This window comes from Microbacterium sp. SA39 (assembly GCF_000967865.1).
Lineage (GTDB): Bacteria > Actinomycetota > Actinomycetes > Actinomycetales > Microbacteriaceae > Microbacterium.
In genome coordinates this window covers 1-16,383 of the sequence record NZ_JXRU01000031.1, presented here as the reverse complement: position 1 = coordinate 16,383, position 16,383 = coordinate 1, and the positions used below count along the sequence as shown (strand labels likewise).

Annotated in this window: 17 protein-coding genes; 10 read left to right on the top strand and 7 right to left on the bottom strand. The window is 68.5% G+C overall.

From position 1 onward, the window contains the following. The first annotated feature begins 16 nt into the window (after positions 1-16). From RS85_RS06785 to RS85_RS06765, 5 genes are all read left to right on the top strand, one after another. Positions 17-1,216 carry a PucR family transcriptional regulator gene (locus tag RS85_RS06785; RefSeq protein ID WP_046012686.1) on the top strand — a complete coding sequence of 400 codons (1,200 nt, stop codon included), beginning with the start codon at positions 17-19 and terminating at the stop codon, positions 1,214-1,216. Positions 1,217-1,317: 101 nt separating this feature from the next. Continuing rightward, positions 1,318-2,238 carry an ACP S-malonyltransferase gene (locus RS85_RS06780; protein WP_046012837.1) on the top strand — a complete coding sequence of 307 codons (921 nt, stop codon included), beginning with the start codon at positions 1,318-1,320 and terminating at the stop codon, positions 2,236-2,238. Beyond that, on the top strand, positions 2,235-3,236 hold the full coding sequence (locus tag RS85_RS06775; RefSeq protein WP_046012685.1) for a beta-ketoacyl-ACP synthase III: 1,002 nt from the start codon (positions 2,235-2,237) through the stop codon (positions 3,234-3,236). Before RS85_RS06780 ends, RS85_RS06775 begins: the two co-directional genes overlap by 4 nt. Positions 3,237-3,303: 67 nt before the next feature. Continuing rightward, positions 3,304-3,552 carry an acyl carrier protein gene (locus RS85_RS06770; RefSeq protein ID WP_017830435.1) on the top strand — a complete coding sequence of 83 codons (249 nt, stop codon included), beginning with the start codon at positions 3,304-3,306 and terminating at the stop codon, positions 3,550-3,552. A 91-nt stretch (positions 3,553-3,643) separates the two neighbouring features. Continuing rightward, a complete protein-coding gene (locus tag RS85_RS06765) occupies positions 3,644-4,882 on the top strand; it encodes a beta-ketoacyl-[acyl-carrier-protein] synthase family protein (protein ID WP_046012684.1) in 1,239 nt (412 codons plus the stop codon). A 71-nt stretch (positions 4,883-4,953) separates the two neighbouring features. Here RS85_RS06765 and yczE read toward each other — a convergent pair whose 3' ends face one another. Then, the gene (gene yczE / locus RS85_RS06760; RefSeq protein WP_046012683.1) at positions 4,954-5,619 is read right to left on the bottom strand and encodes a membrane protein YczE; all 666 of its coding nucleotides are present in this window, start codon (positions 5,617-5,619) and stop codon (positions 4,954-4,956) included. 96 nt (positions 5,620-5,715) lie between these two features. Between yczE and yczR the strand changes: the two genes are divergently transcribed. Further along, the gene (gene yczR / locus RS85_RS06755; protein ID WP_046012682.1) at positions 5,716-7,119 is read left to right on the top strand and encodes a MocR-like transcription factor YczR; all 1,404 of its coding nucleotides are present in this window, start codon (positions 5,716-5,718) and stop codon (positions 7,117-7,119) included. Positions 7,120-7,271: 152 nt separating this feature from the next. Here the strand turns inward: yczR and RS85_RS06750 are convergent, their stop codons facing one another. Together RS85_RS06750 and RS85_RS06745 are read right to left on the bottom strand one after the other, a co-directional pair. Next, a complete protein-coding gene (locus RS85_RS06750; protein ID WP_046012681.1) occupies positions 7,272-7,775 on the bottom strand; it encodes a DUF3145 domain-containing protein in 504 nt (167 codons plus the stop codon). 196 nt (positions 7,776-7,971) lie between these two features. After that, the gene (locus RS85_RS06745; protein ID WP_046012680.1) at positions 7,972-8,745 is read right to left on the bottom strand and encodes a hypothetical protein; all 774 of its coding nucleotides are present in this window, start codon (positions 8,743-8,745) and stop codon (positions 7,972-7,974) included. Between the two features lie 175 nt (positions 8,746-8,920). On the opposite strand from RS85_RS06745, the gene RS85_RS06740 reads away from it, so the two are divergent. The 3 genes from RS85_RS06740 to RS85_RS06730 are packed head-to-tail and all read left to right on the top strand — an operon-like array spanning position 8,921 to position 12,519. Further along, the gene (locus RS85_RS06740) at positions 8,921-10,924 is read left to right on the top strand and encodes a DUF262 domain-containing protein (RefSeq protein WP_046012679.1); all 2,004 of its coding nucleotides are present in this window, start codon (positions 8,921-8,923) and stop codon (positions 10,922-10,924) included. Further along, positions 10,924-12,180, top strand: a complete 1,257-nt coding sequence (locus tag RS85_RS06735; protein WP_046012678.1) for an alpha/beta fold hydrolase — start codon at positions 10,924-10,926, stop codon at positions 12,178-12,180. The genes RS85_RS06740 and RS85_RS06735 overlap by 1 nt, the downstream gene beginning before the upstream one ends. 54 nt (positions 12,181-12,234) lie before the next feature. Then, positions 12,235-12,519, top strand: coding sequence for a hypothetical protein (locus tag RS85_RS06730; protein WP_052703462.1), 285 nt, complete (start codon positions 12,235-12,237; stop codon positions 12,517-12,519). Positions 12,520-12,585: 66 nt separating this feature from the next. On the opposite strand, the gene RS85_RS06725 is transcribed toward RS85_RS06730, so the two are convergent. The 3 genes from RS85_RS06725 to glgA all read right to left on the bottom strand — a co-directional run bounded on the left by RS85_RS06725 (position 12,586) and on the right by glgA (position 14,943). Beyond that, positions 12,586-12,846 carry a type B 50S ribosomal protein L31 gene (locus tag RS85_RS06725; RefSeq protein WP_046012677.1) on the bottom strand — a complete coding sequence of 87 codons (261 nt, stop codon included), beginning with the start codon at positions 12,844-12,846 and terminating at the stop codon, positions 12,586-12,588. A gap of 109 nt (positions 12,847-12,955) precedes the next feature. Then, positions 12,956-13,741, bottom strand: a complete 786-nt coding sequence (locus RS85_RS06720; RefSeq protein ID WP_046012676.1) for an ABC transporter ATP-binding protein — start codon at positions 13,739-13,741, stop codon at positions 12,956-12,958. Between the two features lie 17 nt (positions 13,742-13,758). Further along, entirely contained in the window at positions 13,759-14,943 is a 1,185-nt protein-coding gene (gene glgA / locus RS85_RS06715) for a glycogen synthase (RefSeq protein ID WP_046012675.1), read from the bottom strand. Positions 14,944-15,013: 70 nt separating this feature from the next. On the opposite strand from glgA, the gene RS85_RS06710 reads away from it, so the two are divergent. Then, positions 15,014-16,255 (top strand): glucose-1-phosphate adenylyltransferase, encoded by a 1,242-nt coding sequence (locus RS85_RS06710; RefSeq protein ID WP_046012674.1) that lies wholly within the window; start codon positions 15,014-15,016, stop codon positions 16,253-16,255. Here RS85_RS06710 and RS85_RS19225 read toward each other — a convergent pair. Continuing rightward, positions 16,252-16,383: integrase core domain-containing protein (locus RS85_RS19225; RefSeq protein WP_152642353.1), on the bottom strand; the 132-nt coding region annotated here is incomplete at its 5' end. The two genes, RS85_RS06710 and RS85_RS19225, sit on opposite strands and share 4 nt — an antisense overlap.

Here is a 16,383-nt window from a genome sequence, read left to right as displayed (position 1 = left end):
TTCGTCTTCCCGCGACATGGACAAGGCCGCGACCCTCACCTGGCTGCGCCGGATCTCCGGCGACATCGCCTCGGTGACGATCAAGCGGCTCGAAGACACGCTGCCCTGGTACGCCGACATGCCACCGGCCCGCCGCTCTGCGGTCGGGCTGGTGGCACAGGCGGGCATCACCTCGTTCATCCAGTGGTACGAAGACCCCACCTCGACGCCGTGGATCGCGGCCGACATCTTCGCCGCCGCTCCCCGCGAGTTGCTGCGCAGCGTCAGCCTCCAGCAGACCCTGCAGCTGATCCGCGTGACAGTGGAGGTCACAGAGGAGCGTGTCGCCGGTCGGGGAAACGACCTCCGCGAGGCGATCCTGCTGTACTCGCGCGATGTCGCGTTCGCCGCAGCCGACGTCTACGCCCGCGCCGCCGAGGCCCGCGGGCTGTGGGATGCCCGACTCGAAGCCCTCGTCGTCGACTCGATCCTCACGGGCGAGGCCGATGAGGAGCTGCCCAGCCGCATCGCGGCCCTCGGCTGGCACGGCCACGGCGAGGTCGCGGTGCTGGTCGGCACGACTCCCCCGCAGTTCGACGTCGACCTCGTCCGCCGCACGGCGCGCAAGCTGGCCGTCGATGTGCTCATCGGCGTGCAGGGTTCCCGTCTTGTCCTCGTGCTCGGGCGTGCCCGAGCAGAGGGACAGGAAGGCGAAGGCGAGGAAGAACTCGGCTTCCAGGAGATCGCCACCCGGCTCGAGCCGTCGTTCGGCCCGGGCTATGTCGTCTTGGGGCCGGCGGTCGCCGCACTCGTCGATGCGAGTCAGAGCGCCCGTGCTGCCCTCGCAGGCTTCGCCGTCGCCCGCGCGTGGCGCAGCGCACCACGACCTGTCGAGGCCGACGACCTGCTCCCGGAGCGCGCCCTCGCCGGGGACCCGCTCGCCAAGCAGACGCTCATCGAGCGAATCTTCCGCCCACTGCAGGCGCACTCCACGGATCTCGTGACGACGCTGTGGAGCTATCTCGACAACGGCCGCTCCCTCGAGGCGACCGCCCGCGAGCTGTTCGTGCACCCGAACACCGTGCGCTATCGCCTGAAGCGGGTGAGCGAGGTCATCGGCTGGGACGCCACCGGCCCGCGTGAGGCCCTGATCCTTCAGACGGCGCTGATCCTCGGCTCCATCGGCGTCGCCGACCAGGCGCGTCGTCGTCCCACGCTCCGCCGTACCCCGCGCTGAGCACGCGCAGACGCCCTGCCTGTACGCCATACACAAGGGTTTTCGAGAATCTTGTGATGGATCATCCACCGCTCAGCGCGAATCGTTGGCAGACTGAGGGTGTGATTGTCGTCGTATGCCCGGGACAGGGCTCGCAGACCCCCGGATTCCTCGCCCCCTGGCTCGAGCTCGACGGGGTGACCGAGCGCCTCGCCGCGTATTCCGAAGCGGCCGAGGTCGATCTCCGCGAGCACGGCACGAACTCGGATGCCGACACGATCCGCGACACGCGCATCGCGCAGCCGCTGATCGTCGCGGCCTCGCTGCTCGCCGGCGATGCCCTGGCGGAGCGTGCGGGACGCCGTCCTGACGGGATCGCGGGACACTCCGTCGGCGAGATCGCCGCACTCGTCGGCAGCGGCGTGATCGACGCCGAGACCGGCATGCGTCTGGTCGGCATCCGCGGACGGGCGATGGCGGATGCCGCGGCGCAGACACCGACCGGCATGAGCGCGGTACTCGGCGGCGACGAGTCGGCGATCCTCGAAAGGCTCACCGAGCTCGGACTCTCCCCCGCGAACTACAACGGCGGCGGCCAGCTCGTCGTCGCCGGTGAGCTCCCCGGACTCGAGGCCCTCGCGACAGACCCCGTCAAGGGCACACGTGTGATCCCCCTGCAGGTCGCCGGCGCCTTCCACACGACGTACATGGCGGCGGCGGTGACCGCACTGCGCGACGCCGTCGCGGCCGTGGCTCCCGCCGATCCCTCCATCGCGCTGTGGACCAACCGCGACGGCTCCGTCGTCGACAGCGGCCCCCGTGCGCTCTCCTACCTGGTCGACCAGGTCTCGTCCCCCGTGCGCTGGGACCTCTGCATGAACTCGTTCGCCGACGCCGGGATCACCGGGTTGATCGAACTCGCCCCGGCAGGTGCGCTCACCGGGCTCGCGAAGCGCGGCCTCCGCGGCGTGCCCACCGTCGCCGTCAAGACCCCCGATGACCTCGACGCGGCCGTCGCGCTGCTGAACGGAGAAGCCGCATGAGCATCACCCTCGCCCAGGTCGCAGGCCCCGCCTACACGCGCATCTACTCCTTCGGCGCCGCACGCGGTGAGAACGCCGTCCCGAACGACGACCTCATCGGCCCGATCGACTCCAGCGACGAGTGGATCCGCCAGCGCACCGGCATCATCACCCGTGCCCGTGCCGACAAGGGCACCGACGCGATCGATCTCGCCACCATCGCGGCGGCCGAGGCCATCGAGAAGTCCGGCGTCGCGGCCGACCAGGTCGACCTCGTGATCGTCGCGACGATCAGCAACCCGAAGCAGAGCCCCTCGGTCTCGGCGATCGTCGCGGACCGTGTCGGTGCGAACCCGGCGGCCGCGTACGACGTCAACGCCGCCTGCGCGGGATACGCCTACGCCATCACGCAGGCCGACGCCCTGATCAAGGCGGGAGCCGCGCGCTACGCGCTCGTGATCGGCACCGAGAAGCTCTCCGACGTGGTCGACCCGGCAGACCGGAGCATCTCCTTCCTGCTCGGCGACGGCGCGGGCGCAGCCCTCATCGGCCCGAGCGACACCCCCGGGATCGCCCCGGCCGTCTGGGGGTCGGACGGCTCGAAGGCGGATGCCGTCGGCATGAACGGCACCCTTACCCAGTTCCGCGACGGCGAGGTGCCGTGGCCCACGCTCCGTCAGGAGGGCCAGACGGTCTTCCGCTGGGCGGTCTGGGAGATGGCGAAGGTGGCCCGAGAGGCACTCGACAAGGCCGGCGTGGGACCGGACGACATCGCCGCCTTCATCCCCCACCAGGCCAACATGCGCATCATCGACGAGTTCGCGAAGCAGCTGAAGCTGCCGGAGACCACGGTGATCGCGCGCGACATCGAGACCACCGGCAACACCTCCGCTGCCTCCATCCCGCTCGCGAGCCACCGCCTGATGGCCGAGCACCCCGAGCTGTCGGGCGGACTCGCCCTGCAGATCGGCTTCGGCGCGGGCCTCGTCTTCGCCGCACAGGTCATCGTCCTCCCCTGAGATCGCGCGACCTTCTCTAGACTGTTCCACGGTTCCGAATACAACCCGTAAGAAAGAGGAAGACCACATGGCTTTCACCAACGATGAGGTCCTCGCCGGCCTCGCAGAGCTGATCACCGACGAGACGGGCATCAACGCCTCCGAGGTCGCCCTCGAGAAGTCCTTCACGGACGACCTCGACATCGACTCGATCTCGATGATGACGATCGTCGTCAACGCCGAGGAGAAGTTCGGCGTCACCATCCCCGACGACGAGGTCAAGAACCTCAAGACCGTCGGCGACGCCGTCAGCTTCATCGTCGCAGGCCAGGAGTAATCCCCGCAGGATGCCACCCCCGCCACCGCGGGGCGTGGCATCCTCTGCCTTGCCCTCATCCTGCTTCATCCGCTCGACAAGGAACCACACCATGACCAAGCGCATCGTCGTCACCGGCATCGGCGCCACGTCCGCCATCGGCGGGACCGCTCCGGAGAACTGGAGCAACCTGCTCGCAGGCGTGTCCGGCACGCGTACCCTCGAGCACGACTGGGTGCAGCAGTACGAACTCCCCGTCACCTTCGCCGCCGAGGCCATCGTCCGGCCCGAAGAAGTGCTGCCGCGGCACGAGGCGAAGCGTCTCGACCCGTCTTCTCAGTTCGCGCTGATCGCCGCCCGCGAGGCCTGGGCCGACGCCGGATCCCCCGAGGTCGACCCCGAGCGCCTCGGAGTGGACTTCGCCACCGGCATCGGCGGACTCTGGACACTGCTCGACGCGTGGGACACGCTGCGCGAGAAGGGACCGCGGCGCGTCATGCCGCTGACCGTCCCGATGCTCATGCCGAACGCCGCCGCAGGCAACCTGTCGCTGCAGTTCCACGCCCGCGCCTACGCCCAGACCGTCGTGAGTGCCTGCGCGTCCAGCACCGAGTCGATCATCCACGCGTTCCACCACCTGCAGGATGGCGACGCCGACGTCGTCATCGCCGGCGGCACCGAGTCCGCGATCCACCCGATCACCATGGCGTCGTTCGCCTCGGCGCAGGCCCTGTCGCGCCGCAACGACGACCCCGCACACGCTTCCCGCCCGGGCGCCATCGACCGCGACGGCTTCGTCATGGGTGAGGGCGCGGCCGCGCTGATCCTCGAGACCGAGGAGCACGCGAAGGCTCGCGGCGCGAAGATCTACGGCTACGTGCTCGGCGGCGGCGTCACCGCGGACGCGTACCACATCACCGGGAATGACCCCGAGGGCACCGGCGCCGCGCGCGCTGTCACCCAGGCCCTCGCAGAGGCCGGCGTCACCGCCGATCAGGTCACCCACATCAACGCGCACGCGACCTCGACCCCGGTCGGCGACCCGAACGAGTACGTCGCCCTGAAGAAGGTCTTCGGGGACCGGATCGACGAGATCCCCGTCTCGGCCACCAAGGCCTCCACGGGTCACCTCCTCGGCGGCACCGGCGCCCTGGAGGCGATCTTCTCGCTTCTGGCGCTGCGCGACCGCGTCGCTCCGCCCACGATCAACATGACCGAACCCGACCCTGCTGTGCCGTTCCGCCTCTCCGGCGAGCCGACACCGCTCGGCGACGGCCCGCAGATCGCCATCAGCAACTCGTTCGGCTTCGGCGGCCACAACGCCGTCGCCGTGTTCGCGAACGCAGACTGACCGTCTGGCACGCGTGAACGAGAGAAGGCCCCGAGAGATGACTCCCGGGGCCTTCTCTCGTCTGCGGCGGCTCAGCGGGCGGGCGCGGTGGCCACCCGACGGGAGCGCTCCTCGCGGCGCCGGGTGACACGGGGCAGGAACCAGCCGATGAGCGGGCCGACTCCCAGGGCGAACAGCACTGTGCCGACGCCGACCGGGCCGCCGAGCACGAAGCCGACGAGCAGTACGCTCCCCTCGATCAGAGTGCGCACGATCCACACCCTCCACCCGGTGACGCGGACCAGTCCCGTCATCAGGCCATCGCGCGGTCCAGGCCCGAAGCTCGCGGCGATGTACAGCCCGGTGGCGAACGCGAGCAGCACGAGTCCGACGATGAACATCGGCGCACCGACCCAGATCGACGGCACGGGTGGAATCACCGCCAACGTCAGGTCGGCGCTGGGCCCGACCAGGAGAGCGTTGAGCAGTGTGCCGACGCCGACCCGTTGGCGCAGCGGTATCCACAGCAGCAGCACCACGATCGAGACGAGCACCGTCACCGTCCCGTAGCCGATGCCGGACTGGCCGGCCACGCCGAGCGCGAGCACGTCCCATGGAGCAACGCCGATTCCAGCCCGCACCATGAGCCCCAGCGCGACGCCGTAGAGGAAGAGGCCGACGAGCAGCTGCACGGCGCGCTCGATGAGGTCACGACGGCTCGTCGCGACGACGGGGAGGAAGAGGGAACGCAAGGGCATGTCTCCATCATCGCTGCCGTGAGCAACGCCGACCCGAGACCACTCTCCGGAAAGTGGCCTGCCTCTCCGAGTCCACTTCTGCGGCAGACTGGACCGATGACGTCACGACTCGTGGAACAGCTCGGTGCTCAGAACGCGGCAGGCGCGACCGCCGCCGCGCTCGCGGCGCAGATCCGGGCACTGATCCTCGACGGACGGCTCACGGTCGGCGAACGGCTGCCGAGCGAGCGCAGCCTGGCTCTCGAACTCCGACGCGCGCGATCCACCATGACGCGCACCTACAGTCTGCTGGAGAGCGACGGCTATGTGACACGGCTGCACGGCGGCGGCACGCGGGTCGCGCTCCCCCAGCGCGGGACGTTCACCCCCGGGCTGGACGACGACGACGCCATCGACCTGTCGATCGCGGCGATGGACTCCACCCCGGGGCTCTACGACGCCACGGTGCGCTCGCTGCCCCGGCTCGCAGCACTGCGGAACACGAGCGGCTACTCGCTCCGCGGACTCCCGGAACTCCGCGACGCCGTCGCACAGCGCTTCGTTCAGCGCGGGGTTCCCACGACCGCCGACGACATCATCATCACCTCGGGCGCCCTGCACGCGCTGAACCTCGTCCTCGCGGCGCTCGGCGGACGAGGGGACCGCGCCGTGGTCGAACAGCCGACCTTCCCGCACGCGCTCGACGCGCTGCATCGCAGCGGCTATCGTCTGCTCCCAACCCCGGTCGGCGTCGACGGATGGGATGCGCGTCATCTCACCGACCTGCTGCTGCGAACCCGTCCCACTGCGGCGTACTTCATCCCCGACTTCCACAACCCCACCGGCGCGACGATGACCGATCTCGACCGCGAGCACCTCGCGACCACGGCCCGCAACACCGGGACGCACGTGATCGCCGATGAGACCACATCCGAGCTCGACGTCGACCGTGGATGGACGCCTCGTCCGCTGTCGGCGTTCAGTCCGAAGATCGTGACGATCGGGTCGATGTCGAAGATCGCGTGGGGCGGCCTGCGCCTCGGCTGGATCCGCGCCGAGCGGTCCGTCATCTCCCGGGTCCTCGCGATTCGCCCGTCATTCGAACTCGGCACGGCACTCCTCGATCAGTGCATCGCGGTCGAGCTCCTCGACGAGATGCCCGCTCTCTCGGCACACGTGCGCTCACGGCTGCAGCGAGGACGCGCCGCGGTCGCCGCCGGACTCGAGACGATCGGCGGACTGCGGATGCCGAGCACTCCCGGCGGCCTCTCCGCCTGGGTCGACCTCGAGGCCCCGATCTCGACGAAGCTCTCTCTGGCCGCGCGCGAGCATCAGCTGATCATCCCTCCCGGTCCGCGGTTCTCCACGGGCGGTGTGCTCGAGCGCTTCCTTCGGGTTCCGATCACGCACCCGCCGGAGAAGACCGCCGCTGCCATGGAGAGACTGGGCCGCGCCTGGGCGGACCTGCGCGAGGGCGGCTCCGTGAAACGTCCCGTCGAGACGCACGCCGCGGTCATCTGAGCGCTCTCCGCTTGCTCCCCGTAGCGACGAAGACCCCGCCCCTCGGGGCGGGGTCTTCGTCATGTGAAGCGGGGAAACGTCTTCTCAGCGTCCGGGACGAGTCACCGGCATCCGATACTCACGCCTCCGCGCTCCAGGCTTGTGTGCGGCGGTCACCCGACCTTGTGGAGCCAGACGACGCGCGCGTCGTCGCTGGCGTGACGGAACGGCTCCAGCTCCTCGTCCCAGGCCGAACCGAGGGCGATGTCCAGTTCGCGCTGCAGCTCGACCGCGTTGCCTCCGGCGATCTCCATCGCGTAGCGGATGCGGTCCTCTCCGATGACGATGTTGCCCGCGGCATCCGTCTGGGCGTAGTGGATGCCGAGATCGGGCGTATGCAGCCAGCGTCCGCCGTCACTGCGCGGAGTCGGGTCCTCTGTCACCTCGAAGCGCAGATGCTCCCAGCCTCGGATCGCGGTCGCGAGAGCAGCGCCCGTACCGACCGGGCCGTCCCAGTAGAACTCGGCGCGGCGAGCACCGTCGAGGACGGGCTGCTCAGTCCAGTCGAAGTTCACCGCGCGCCCGATAGCGCGTCCCACCGCCCATTCCAGGTGCGGGCAGAGCGCGCGAGGCGCAGAGTGGATGAACACCACTCCGCGTGCGTAAGCCGTCGCCATGATCTCTCCGTTTCATCAGGTGCGTCTTCCCCAACGACCTGAAACCACGAGAGTGGCGTGAATATGCGGTTATGGGCCCATTCTCGCCCAGTCCGGGCGAAATCACAAGCGTGTCATTCAGAACGGAGAAGGCCCCGATCGAATCGACCGGGGCCCTCTGCGCTTCGGCGGGCTCAGCGCACCCCCGATCCGTGGCTTACGCCTCGCTCATCGCCTGCTTGACCTGCTGGCCCTTGGCCGCGTAGTACGCCGCACGCGCAGCATCCTTGCGGGCCTGCTCGGCGTAGCCGAGCTCGAGCGTCTCCTGGTCGACCTCGTAGTTGGGCACGTCGTCGGTGCCGTTGTACTTCTCGATGTACGCGTCGAGCTCGGGGCCCGAGGTCCACGAGGTGATGAGGCAGTAGCGCGGCTCGTCGCCGTTGTGCGTGGCCGCGTGCCACAGGCGCTGCGTGTCGACGATCAACTGAGCGCCGGCGGGCAGCGCGATGCGGTACTCGATGCTGGGGTCGGTGCGGTTCTCGCGCAGGACGAAGTAGCTGTCCTTGTCGTCGGTGAGGTTGAAGAAGCCACGAACGACCCAGCCGGTGCCGTCGGGATTCAGGCGGTTGTTGTCATCCTGATGCAGGTTGTACAGGCACTCCCCGTACGGCGTGGGCTGCAATTCGATGACGCGGCAGCGACCGACGTTGGCACCCGGCTCCTGCGCTCGGCGGGTGAGGTTCGGCGCCTTCTCGACCTGCGAGTCGATCCAGACGCCGTCCTTGTCGGTGCGCGGCGGCTTGTGATTCCAGAAGCCGTTGCACTCGATGTCTCCGAATGCGCTCGCGAGCGGAGCGAACCGGGTGTCGCCGGACGACTTCCAGTCGTTGTACTCGATGTCGAGCCACTCCTTGGGGTCGAGCTCCTGGTTGTAGCTGTCGAGGACGACGAATCCCTTTTCCTCGAGGGCAGCGGACTTGATGTATCCCATGATCTGAGTCAGATCCTTTCATCGGGGGCCAGCACGTTTTAACAGGCCCTGATAAGGCAAGCCTAACAGCGACCGCCCGGCGCTCCTCGGAGGTCGGCCGTGCATAACCGAATAGACTGATCCGGGCCCTCGGCGAGTCCTCGGGGCCCGCTCTACGGGAGGACGAGACACCAGCATGAGCACCGCGACCAACGTCGAGGCGACAGCAGTCAACACGATCGAATGGCTCGCGGCGGGCACGACGACCATCGTGGTCCCGGTGTATCAGCGGCAGTACCGGTGGGACATCGGCGGCTGCGAACGGCTGCTCTCCGACATCCGCGCTGTCGCAGCCCAAGACGACGAGCACCGGCACTTCATCGGGTCGATCCTGTCTGCACAAGACGGCCCCGAGCCCGGCGCCGACCTCATCCTCATCGACGGCCAGCAGCGCATCACCACGCTGATGCTGCTGGTCGCTGCCCTCCACCACGCCGTCCGCGACACCGATCCGACGCTGGCGGCGGAGCTCGAGCGGGTGCTGGTCCGGCGCGACGCGCCCGATCGCACGAAGCTGCGACCCCACGACGCCTGGGCCGAGCTCTACGAATCCGTCGTGCTCGATCGCCGGGACGACTCCGAGCGGGAATCGCGCTTCGACGACAACTACGCCTTCTTCCGCAGCCAGATCCACGCGGAGGAGACGGCGCGCATCTGGCGCGGGCTGCAGAGGCTGGAGCACGTCTCGATCACGCTGGGCGCGAAGGCGAACGCGCAGCAGATCTTCGAGAGCCTGAACTCCACGGGCGAACCGCTGCGCGACCATGAGTTGATCCACAACTACATCCTCATGGGGCTCACGCATGCAGAGCAGCTCGACGTGGAAGCCCGCTTCTGGCTGCCGATCGAGCAGCACACGGGCGAGGCGATCGGCGCGTTCTGGCGGCACTACCTCGTGATGACGACCGGTCGAGAGCTCGCGGCCGACGGCGAGCACGGCGTCTACAGCGCCTTCCGCCGCTCGTTCCCCCGTGTCGACGTCGCGCGGCTGCAGGCGGATGCCGAGAACTGGCGGCACTACGCCGAGATCTACGGCATCCTCCTCGATCCTTCGCGGGAACCGGATGCCGAGATCGCTCGACAGCTGCGGTACGTGAACACCTTCGGGCGCTCCACGTACCCGCTGGTGATGAGCGCGTACAGCGACCACCGCCGCGGCATCATCGCGCGGGACGAGCTCATCGAGACGCTGGAGTGGATCCAGGCGATGCACCTGCGACGCACGCTCGTGAACCTTCCCGGCGAGCGGCTCATCGCACGACTCTGCCGCGCGCGCTCCGGCGGCCGCGACGCCCTCGCTCGGGCTTTCGCCCGGATCACCCCCTCGGACGAGCGCGTCAGCGCCGTGCTGAAGTACAGCGAACTCCCCCACGCCGCCTACGTGCTCGGACGGATAGAGGAACTGGACGACGTCGACGGCTTCGATGTCGAGCACGTCGTTCCCACCGTGCCGGGCGACGCTTGGACGGGCGACGGCCTGCGCCCCTGGAGCGAGTACTCCGAGGACGAGCAGAACAGCCACCGCGCGCTCGCCCCCACGCTGGGCAACCTGACGCTGCTCGAGCAGCCGCTCGCAGAGCGCGTCTTCGGAGCCTCGTTCCCGGTCAAGCGCACCGAGGCCTATGACCGCAGCGCCGTCCCCGGCACGCGTGCCCTGGGCGAAGCCCCGTCGTGGGGCACCGCATCGATCACCCAGCGCACGGTCGCCCTCACCGCCCGGCTTCTGCGCGTCTGGGCACGGCCCGAGCTGCCGGAGATCGACGACGACGGCCTGACGCCGATCCTCGACGCCGTCCGCCGGCGCGGATGGCCGGCCGGCTGGGAGCGCGAGTTCGACTACGTCGAGTACCGCGGCGAGCGGTGGGAGGTGCCCGACGTGAAATACCTGTTCAATCGGGTGTTCCGCCGCGCCTGGACTGACAGCCGTCCCGCGGCGCTCACGTATTGCGCGCGTCACGGCGGGCCGATCTACGACGAGATGGCCTGGAAGGGGCAGTGGGATGAGCTCGACGGCTCCCATTTCCTCTACATGGGCTGGGACGCGAACTACATGATGACCGCGGTGCAGGGGGTGCTGGAGGAGTCCGGCATCGCCTCCGAGGTCTTCGTCAAGTACTCCTACATAGGGAACGTGATGTGATGACCACCGCCAAGACCGCCACCCGTCGGATGCTGGATCTGACCGTGGAAGAGCACACCCTCACCGTTCCCCTCGTGTGGGGAGACGCGTCGGATCACCGTACGATCGACGTGTTCGCGGCCGTCGTGTCGCGCGAGGGCGGTGAGGATCTGCCCTTCCTCGTCTTCCTCCAAGGCGGCCCGGGGCACGAGGCGCCCCGCCCGTTCCAGTCCCCCGCCGCGCCTTCGTGGCTCGACGCGGCCCTCGCCCACTACCGGGTGGTGCTGATCGACCAGCGCGGCACCGGTCGGTCCACTCCTGTCGGCGACGACGACCTCGCCCGAGGCGCCGCGGCGGTCGCGGAGCATCTCACCCACCTGCGCGCGGACGGGATCGTCCGCGACTGTGAAGCTCTACGAGAGCACCTGGGGGCTGTGACCTGGAGCGTGCTCGGCCAGTCGTTCGGCGGCTTCACCACGCTGGCCTATCTGTCGACCGATGCCGGCTCCCTCGCGGACGTCTACTTCACCGGCGGACTCAGCGCGGTCGGCCGCCACCCCGACGACGTGTACTCCCTCTGCTACGACAAGATGCGCGCGGCATCCGAGCGGTACTACCGCCGCTTCCCGGAGCATCGGGGTGCGATGCGCCGGCTCGTCGACCGAGCGGATGCCGGTGACATCGTGCTTCCCGATGGCGAAGTCGTCTCACGCTCGCGGCTGCGCTCGCTGGGCTCCGCACTCGGCACGAACGACGGCTGGCAGACCGTCTGGTCGCTTCTGGAGCGCGATCCGCGGTCCAACGCCTTCCGCTACGACCTGATGCACGCGATGCCCTACGGCGGACGGAATCCGATGTACTTCGCGTTCCACGAGTCGAGCTACGCCGACGGCGACGCGACGCGGTGGTCTGCGGAACGCACCGAACCCGAGGACTTCCGCGACGACCCCACGCTCTTCACGGGCGAGCACATCCGCCGGGAGTGGACGGAGACCGTCCCCGCCTTCCAGCCCTGGCGCGATGTCGTGCTCGAACTCGCCGAGTTCGAATGGCCGAAGCTCTACGATGGGGCGGCGGTCTCGGCATCCGGAGCCACGGGCGCCGCAGCCGTCTACGTCAACGACGTGTACGTGCCGCTCGAGTTCTCCCTCGAGACCGCACGGCTCCTGCCGGGCGTCGACCTCTGGGTCACGAGCGAGCACGAGCACAACGGGCTGCGCTCGGGTCCGGTGCTCACGCACCTGATCGACCTCGCGCACGGACGGCGCGTGCGCTAGGAATCTCCCCCTCCGGACAATGCCACGGCAGCTCGCCGTGCCTATCGTTGTCGTATGACCGATGTGATGGCGTGGCTGACGCTGGCGCTGGTCCTCGCCATGGGGCCGGCGCTGCTCGTGCTCGGCATGATACACACGTTCTCCCGCAAACCCGTCGAGGAGAAGTACGAGAACTCGACGGCAGGCGGCATCGGCGGAGCGTTCGACGCCGTGTGGTCCCCCTCCGCGCACGAGGCCGGCCAGGAACGGGATCGGCAGACGCAGCGGACCGCTCCCGCACCCTCCCCCGGCGATCAGCCGAGTCGGATAGACGGCCACCGCATCGTCATCGACATCTGAGCGGCACCCGAGGACGACGAAGGCCCCGCACTCCGAGGAGTACGGGGCCTTTGCAGACGGAGATCGTTACTTGGATCCGCCGAAGCCCTTGAAGCGCTGGTTGAACTTCTCGACGCGACCGGCCGAGTCCATGATGCGCTGCTTGCCCGTGTAGAACGGGTGCGAGGCCGAGGAGATCTCGACGTCGATGACGGGGTATTCCACACCGTCGAGCTCGATCGTCTTGCCACCGGCCACGGGAACCGTGGAGCGCGTGAGGAAGGTCTCGCCCGAGCCGAGGTCGCGGAACACGACAGCCTGGTAGTCGGGGTGAATGTCAGTCTTCATGGGATTCCTTAGTTGCTGCCCTGGATTGTGCCAGGGACGAGGGAAGTCTGCGGCGCTGGGCGCACCAAAGGTCGATTCTATCAGTTCTCGGCCGCTCCGACGAACCCGCTCAGACGGCGGCGCGCGCCGCGTAGCGGCCTTCTTCGCTGCTGAGCGTGATCGGCATCCCGAAGGCTTCGCTGAGCGACTCCTCCGACAGAGCCTCGGCGATCGGCCCCGCGGCGACGACCCGCCCCTCGCGCAGCAGCATGACGTGCGTGAATCCGACCGGGATCTCTTCGACGTGGTGCGTGACCATCAGCATGGCCGGCGTCGTCGGAGATGAGGCGTAGCCGCTGAGCAGCGCGAGCAGTTCCTCGCGCGAACCCAGATCGAGGGATGCCGTGGGCTCGTCGAGGAGCAGCAGCTCGGGATCGGTCATCACGGCCCGGGCGATCTGCACGCGCTTCTGCTCGCCGTCACTCAGAGTGCCGAACGTGCGCTCCGCGAGATGCTCGAGTCGCCAGTCGCCGAGGACCCGCAGCGCGCGTCGCTCATCGATGTCCTCATAGTTCTCGTTCCACCGTCCGAGCACGGAGAACGCGGCGGTCAGGACGGTATTGAGGACCGTCTCGTCGCGCGGCACGCGCTTGGCCATGGCGGAGGATGCGAAACCGATGCGCGGTCGCACCTCGAACACGTCGGTGCGGCCCAGCGTCTCGCCGAGGATCTCGACCGCTCCGGATGTCGGGTGCATGAGCGTGTCGGCCAGCTGGAGCAGTGTCGTCTTACCCGCACCGTTGGGTCCCAGGATCACCCATCGCTGGTCGTCCTGGACCTCCCAGGTCACGTGATCGATGATGTTGCGACCCTCGCGGCGCACGACGACGTCGGTGAATTCCAGAGCGCTCGGCATGCTTCCAGCCTATCTGCTCAGCTGATGAGCTCCGCGTAGAGCGCGCGGGTGGTGTCGGCGATCGCGCCCCAGCTGAAGTCGTTCCGTGCGCGCTCGCGTCCGGCCGCGCCGTACTCGCGCGCGCGCTCCGGATCCATCGCCACCTCGGTGAGCACGGCAGCGAGATCGGCGATGTAGCGCTCGGGATCGACGGGCGTCCCGGTACCGTCCTGCAGCTGATCGATCGGCACAAGTCGCCCGGTCACGCCGTCCGCGACGACCTCGGGGATCCCCCCGGTCGCGGTGCCGACGACGGCTGCACCGCAGGCCATGGCCTCGAGATTCACGATCCCGAGCGGCTCGTAGACCGACGGGCAGACGAACGTCGTCGCCGCGGTCAGGATGGCGGACAGCTCGTCTCGCGGCAGCATCCGCTCGATCCAGATCACGCCGTCGCGGCTCTGCTGCAGCAGCCGCACGCCCTCCTGCACCTCCGCCATGATCTCCGGGGTGTCCGGTGCGCCGGCGCACAGCACCAGCTGCACCTCGGGCGGCAGCAGCCGCGCCGCCTGAAGGAGATACGGAAGACCCTTCTGCCGAGTGATCCGGCCGACGAAGACGACCGACGGGCGAGCCGGATCCATCCCGATGGACTGCAGGAAGGCGGCATCCTGCACCGGGCGCCAGCGCTCGACGTCGATGCCGTTGTGGATCACGCGCACCTTGGCGGGGTCGACCTGCGGATAGCTGCGCAGGATGTCGGCGCGCATTCCGGCGCTCACCGCGATCACCGCGGCCGCGTTCTCATACGCCAGCTTCTCGATGCCGCTCGACACCGCGTAGCCGCCGCCGAGCTGCTCGGCCTTCCAGGGGCGCAGCGGCTCGAGGCTGTGCGCGGTGAGCACGTGAGGGATGCCGTGCAGCTGCGACGCGAGGTGGCCCGCGAAGTTCGCGTACCAGGTGTGGCTGTGCACGATGTCGGCATCCGTGATCGCTGACACGATCTCGAGATCCGTGCCCAGAGTCTGCAGCGCGGCGTTCGCGTCGGCGAGCTCCGACGGCGCGCGATAGGAGAACGTGCCGGGCTCGTCCCGCGCGGCTCCGAACGCCCGGACCCGCACCTCGATGCTCTCCCGCAGGGCGGTGACGAGCTCGGCCACATGGACGCCGGCCCCGCCATAGATCTCCGGCGGGTATTCCTTGGTGATCATCTCGACGCGCATGCATTAGACGCTAGTGACTCACTTGTCCAGACGCTAGTTCCGCGGCCTTCCTGGCATCTAGGGTGGACCCATGTCCGCTCCAAAGAAGGTCTTCGGAATCATCCTCGCCGGCGGCGAAGGCAAGCGGCTCATGCCGCTGACGGCCGATCGCGCCAAACCTGCTGTGCCTTTCGGCGGACAGTACCGATTGATCGATTTCGCCATCTCGAACCTCATCAACTCCGGCCTCCGCCAGGTCGTCGTCCTGACGCAGTACAAGTCGCACAGCCTCGACCGCCACATCTCGCAGACGTGGCGGATGTCGGCGCTCCTCGACTCGTACGTGACCTCCGTGCCCGCGCAGCAGAGGCTCGGCAAGCGCTGGTTCTCCGGATCCGCTGACGCGATCCTGCAGAGCATGAACCTCATCAACGACGAGAAGCCCGACATCGTCGTCGTCATCGGCGCCGACCACGTCTACCGGATGGACTTCCGGCAGATGCTGGAAGCGCACATCGCCTCAGGGGCGAAGGCGACCGTCGCGGGCATCCGTCAGCCGCTGGCGCTTGCCTCGCAGTTCGGTGTGATCGACGCCGACGCCGAGTCCGGCCGCATCAAGCAGTTCCTCGAGAAGCCGACCGACATCGCCGGGCTCGAGGATTCGCCGCACGAGGTGCTCGCCTCGATGGGCAACTACATCTTCGACGCCGACGCGCTGATCGCCGCCGTCGAGGCCGACGGGGAATCCCCCACCTCGGGGCACGACATGGGTGGAGACATCGTCCCCTACTTCGTCGACCGCGGCGAGGCCGGCTATTACGACATGAAGCGGAACGAGGTGCCCGGTTCGTCGCCGCGCGACCGCTCGTACTGGCGAGACGTGGGAACGATCGACTCGTTCTTCGATGCCCACCGCGACCTGATCTCGACCCTGCCGATCTTCAACCTCTACAACATGGAGTGGCCGATCCACTCGCAGGCCGTCAACTCGCCGCCGGCGAAGTTCGTGCGCGATTCGGTCGGCCGCATCGGCAACGCGATCGACTCCATCGTCTCGCTCGGGTCCGTGCTGTCCGGCACGCATCTGGAACGCAGCGTCGTCGGGCCGTGGACCCTCGCGGGTGGCGGCTCGACCATCACCGACTCGGTCGTCTTCGACCACGTGCATGTCGGGCAGGGCGCGAGGATCCATCGCGCGATCCTCGACAAGAACGTCGTGCTCGCCGACGGTGCGACCGTCGGCGTCGACCGCGAGCGAGACCTCGCGCGCGGCTTCACGGTCACCGAGTCGGGGATCACCGTCGTCGGCAAGGGCGTCTTCATCGAGCGCTAGGTGTTCTTCCCCGTGAGGTTGTGAACGCGGTCTGAGGGTGTTTGGCCGCTGATGCCGGTGTGGGGTCTGTGGTGATTGTAGTGATGGAGCCAGGTGTCGTAGGTTGCTGCTCGGGCTTCGTCGCTGGC

What these genes read in the sequence shown, in the direction of transcription:
- RS85_RS06710 (WP_046012674.1), top strand. Translation starts at nt 15,014, where the DNA reads ATGTCCGCTCCAAAGAAGGTCTTCGGAATCATCCTCGCCGGCGGCGAA.
- yczE (WP_046012683.1), bottom strand. Translation starts at nt 5,619, where the DNA reads ATGCCCTTGCGTTCCCTCTTCCTCCCCGTCGTCGCGACGAGCCGTCGT.
- RS85_RS06765 (WP_046012684.1), top strand. Translation starts at nt 3,644, where the DNA reads ATGACCAAGCGCATCGTCGTCACCGGCATCGGCGCCACGTCCGCCATC.
- RS85_RS06775 (WP_046012685.1), top strand. Translation starts at nt 2,235, where the DNA reads ATGAGCATCACCCTCGCCCAGGTCGCAGGCCCCGCCTACACGCGCATC.
- RS85_RS06740 (WP_046012679.1), top strand. Translation starts at nt 8,921, where the DNA reads ATGAGCACCGCGACCAACGTCGAGGCGACAGCAGTCAACACGATCGAA.
- RS85_RS06725 (WP_046012677.1), bottom strand. Translation starts at nt 12,846, where the DNA reads ATGAAGACTGACATTCACCCCGACTACCAGGCTGTCGTGTTCCGCGAC.
- yczR (WP_046012682.1), top strand. Translation starts at nt 5,716, where the DNA reads ATGACGTCACGACTCGTGGAACAGCTCGGTGCTCAGAACGCGGCAGGC.
- RS85_RS06785 (WP_046012686.1), top strand. Translation starts at nt 17, where the DNA reads ATGGACAAGGCCGCGACCCTCACCTGGCTGCGCCGGATCTCCGGCGAC.
- RS85_RS06750 (WP_046012681.1), bottom strand. Translation starts at nt 7,775, where the DNA reads ATGGCGACGGCTTACGCACGCGGAGTGGTGTTCATCCACTCTGCGCCT.
- RS85_RS06770 (WP_017830435.1), top strand. Translation starts at nt 3,304, where the DNA reads ATGGCTTTCACCAACGATGAGGTCCTCGCCGGCCTCGCAGAGCTGATC.
- RS85_RS06720 (WP_046012676.1), bottom strand. Translation starts at nt 13,741, where the DNA reads ATGCCGAGCGCTCTGGAATTCACCGACGTCGTCGTGCGCCGCGAGGGT.
- glgA (WP_046012675.1), bottom strand. Translation starts at nt 14,943, where the DNA reads ATGCGCGTCGAGATGATCACCAAGGAATACCCGCCGGAGATCTATGGC.
- RS85_RS06730 (WP_052703462.1), top strand. Translation starts at nt 12,235, where the DNA reads ATGACCGATGTGATGGCGTGGCTGACGCTGGCGCTGGTCCTCGCCATG.
- RS85_RS06745 (WP_046012680.1), bottom strand. Translation starts at nt 8,745, where the DNA reads ATGGGATACATCAAGTCCGCTGCCCTCGAGGAAAAGGGATTCGTCGTC.
- RS85_RS06735 (WP_046012678.1), top strand. Translation starts at nt 10,924, where the DNA reads ATGACCACCGCCAAGACCGCCACCCGTCGGATGCTGGATCTGACCGTG.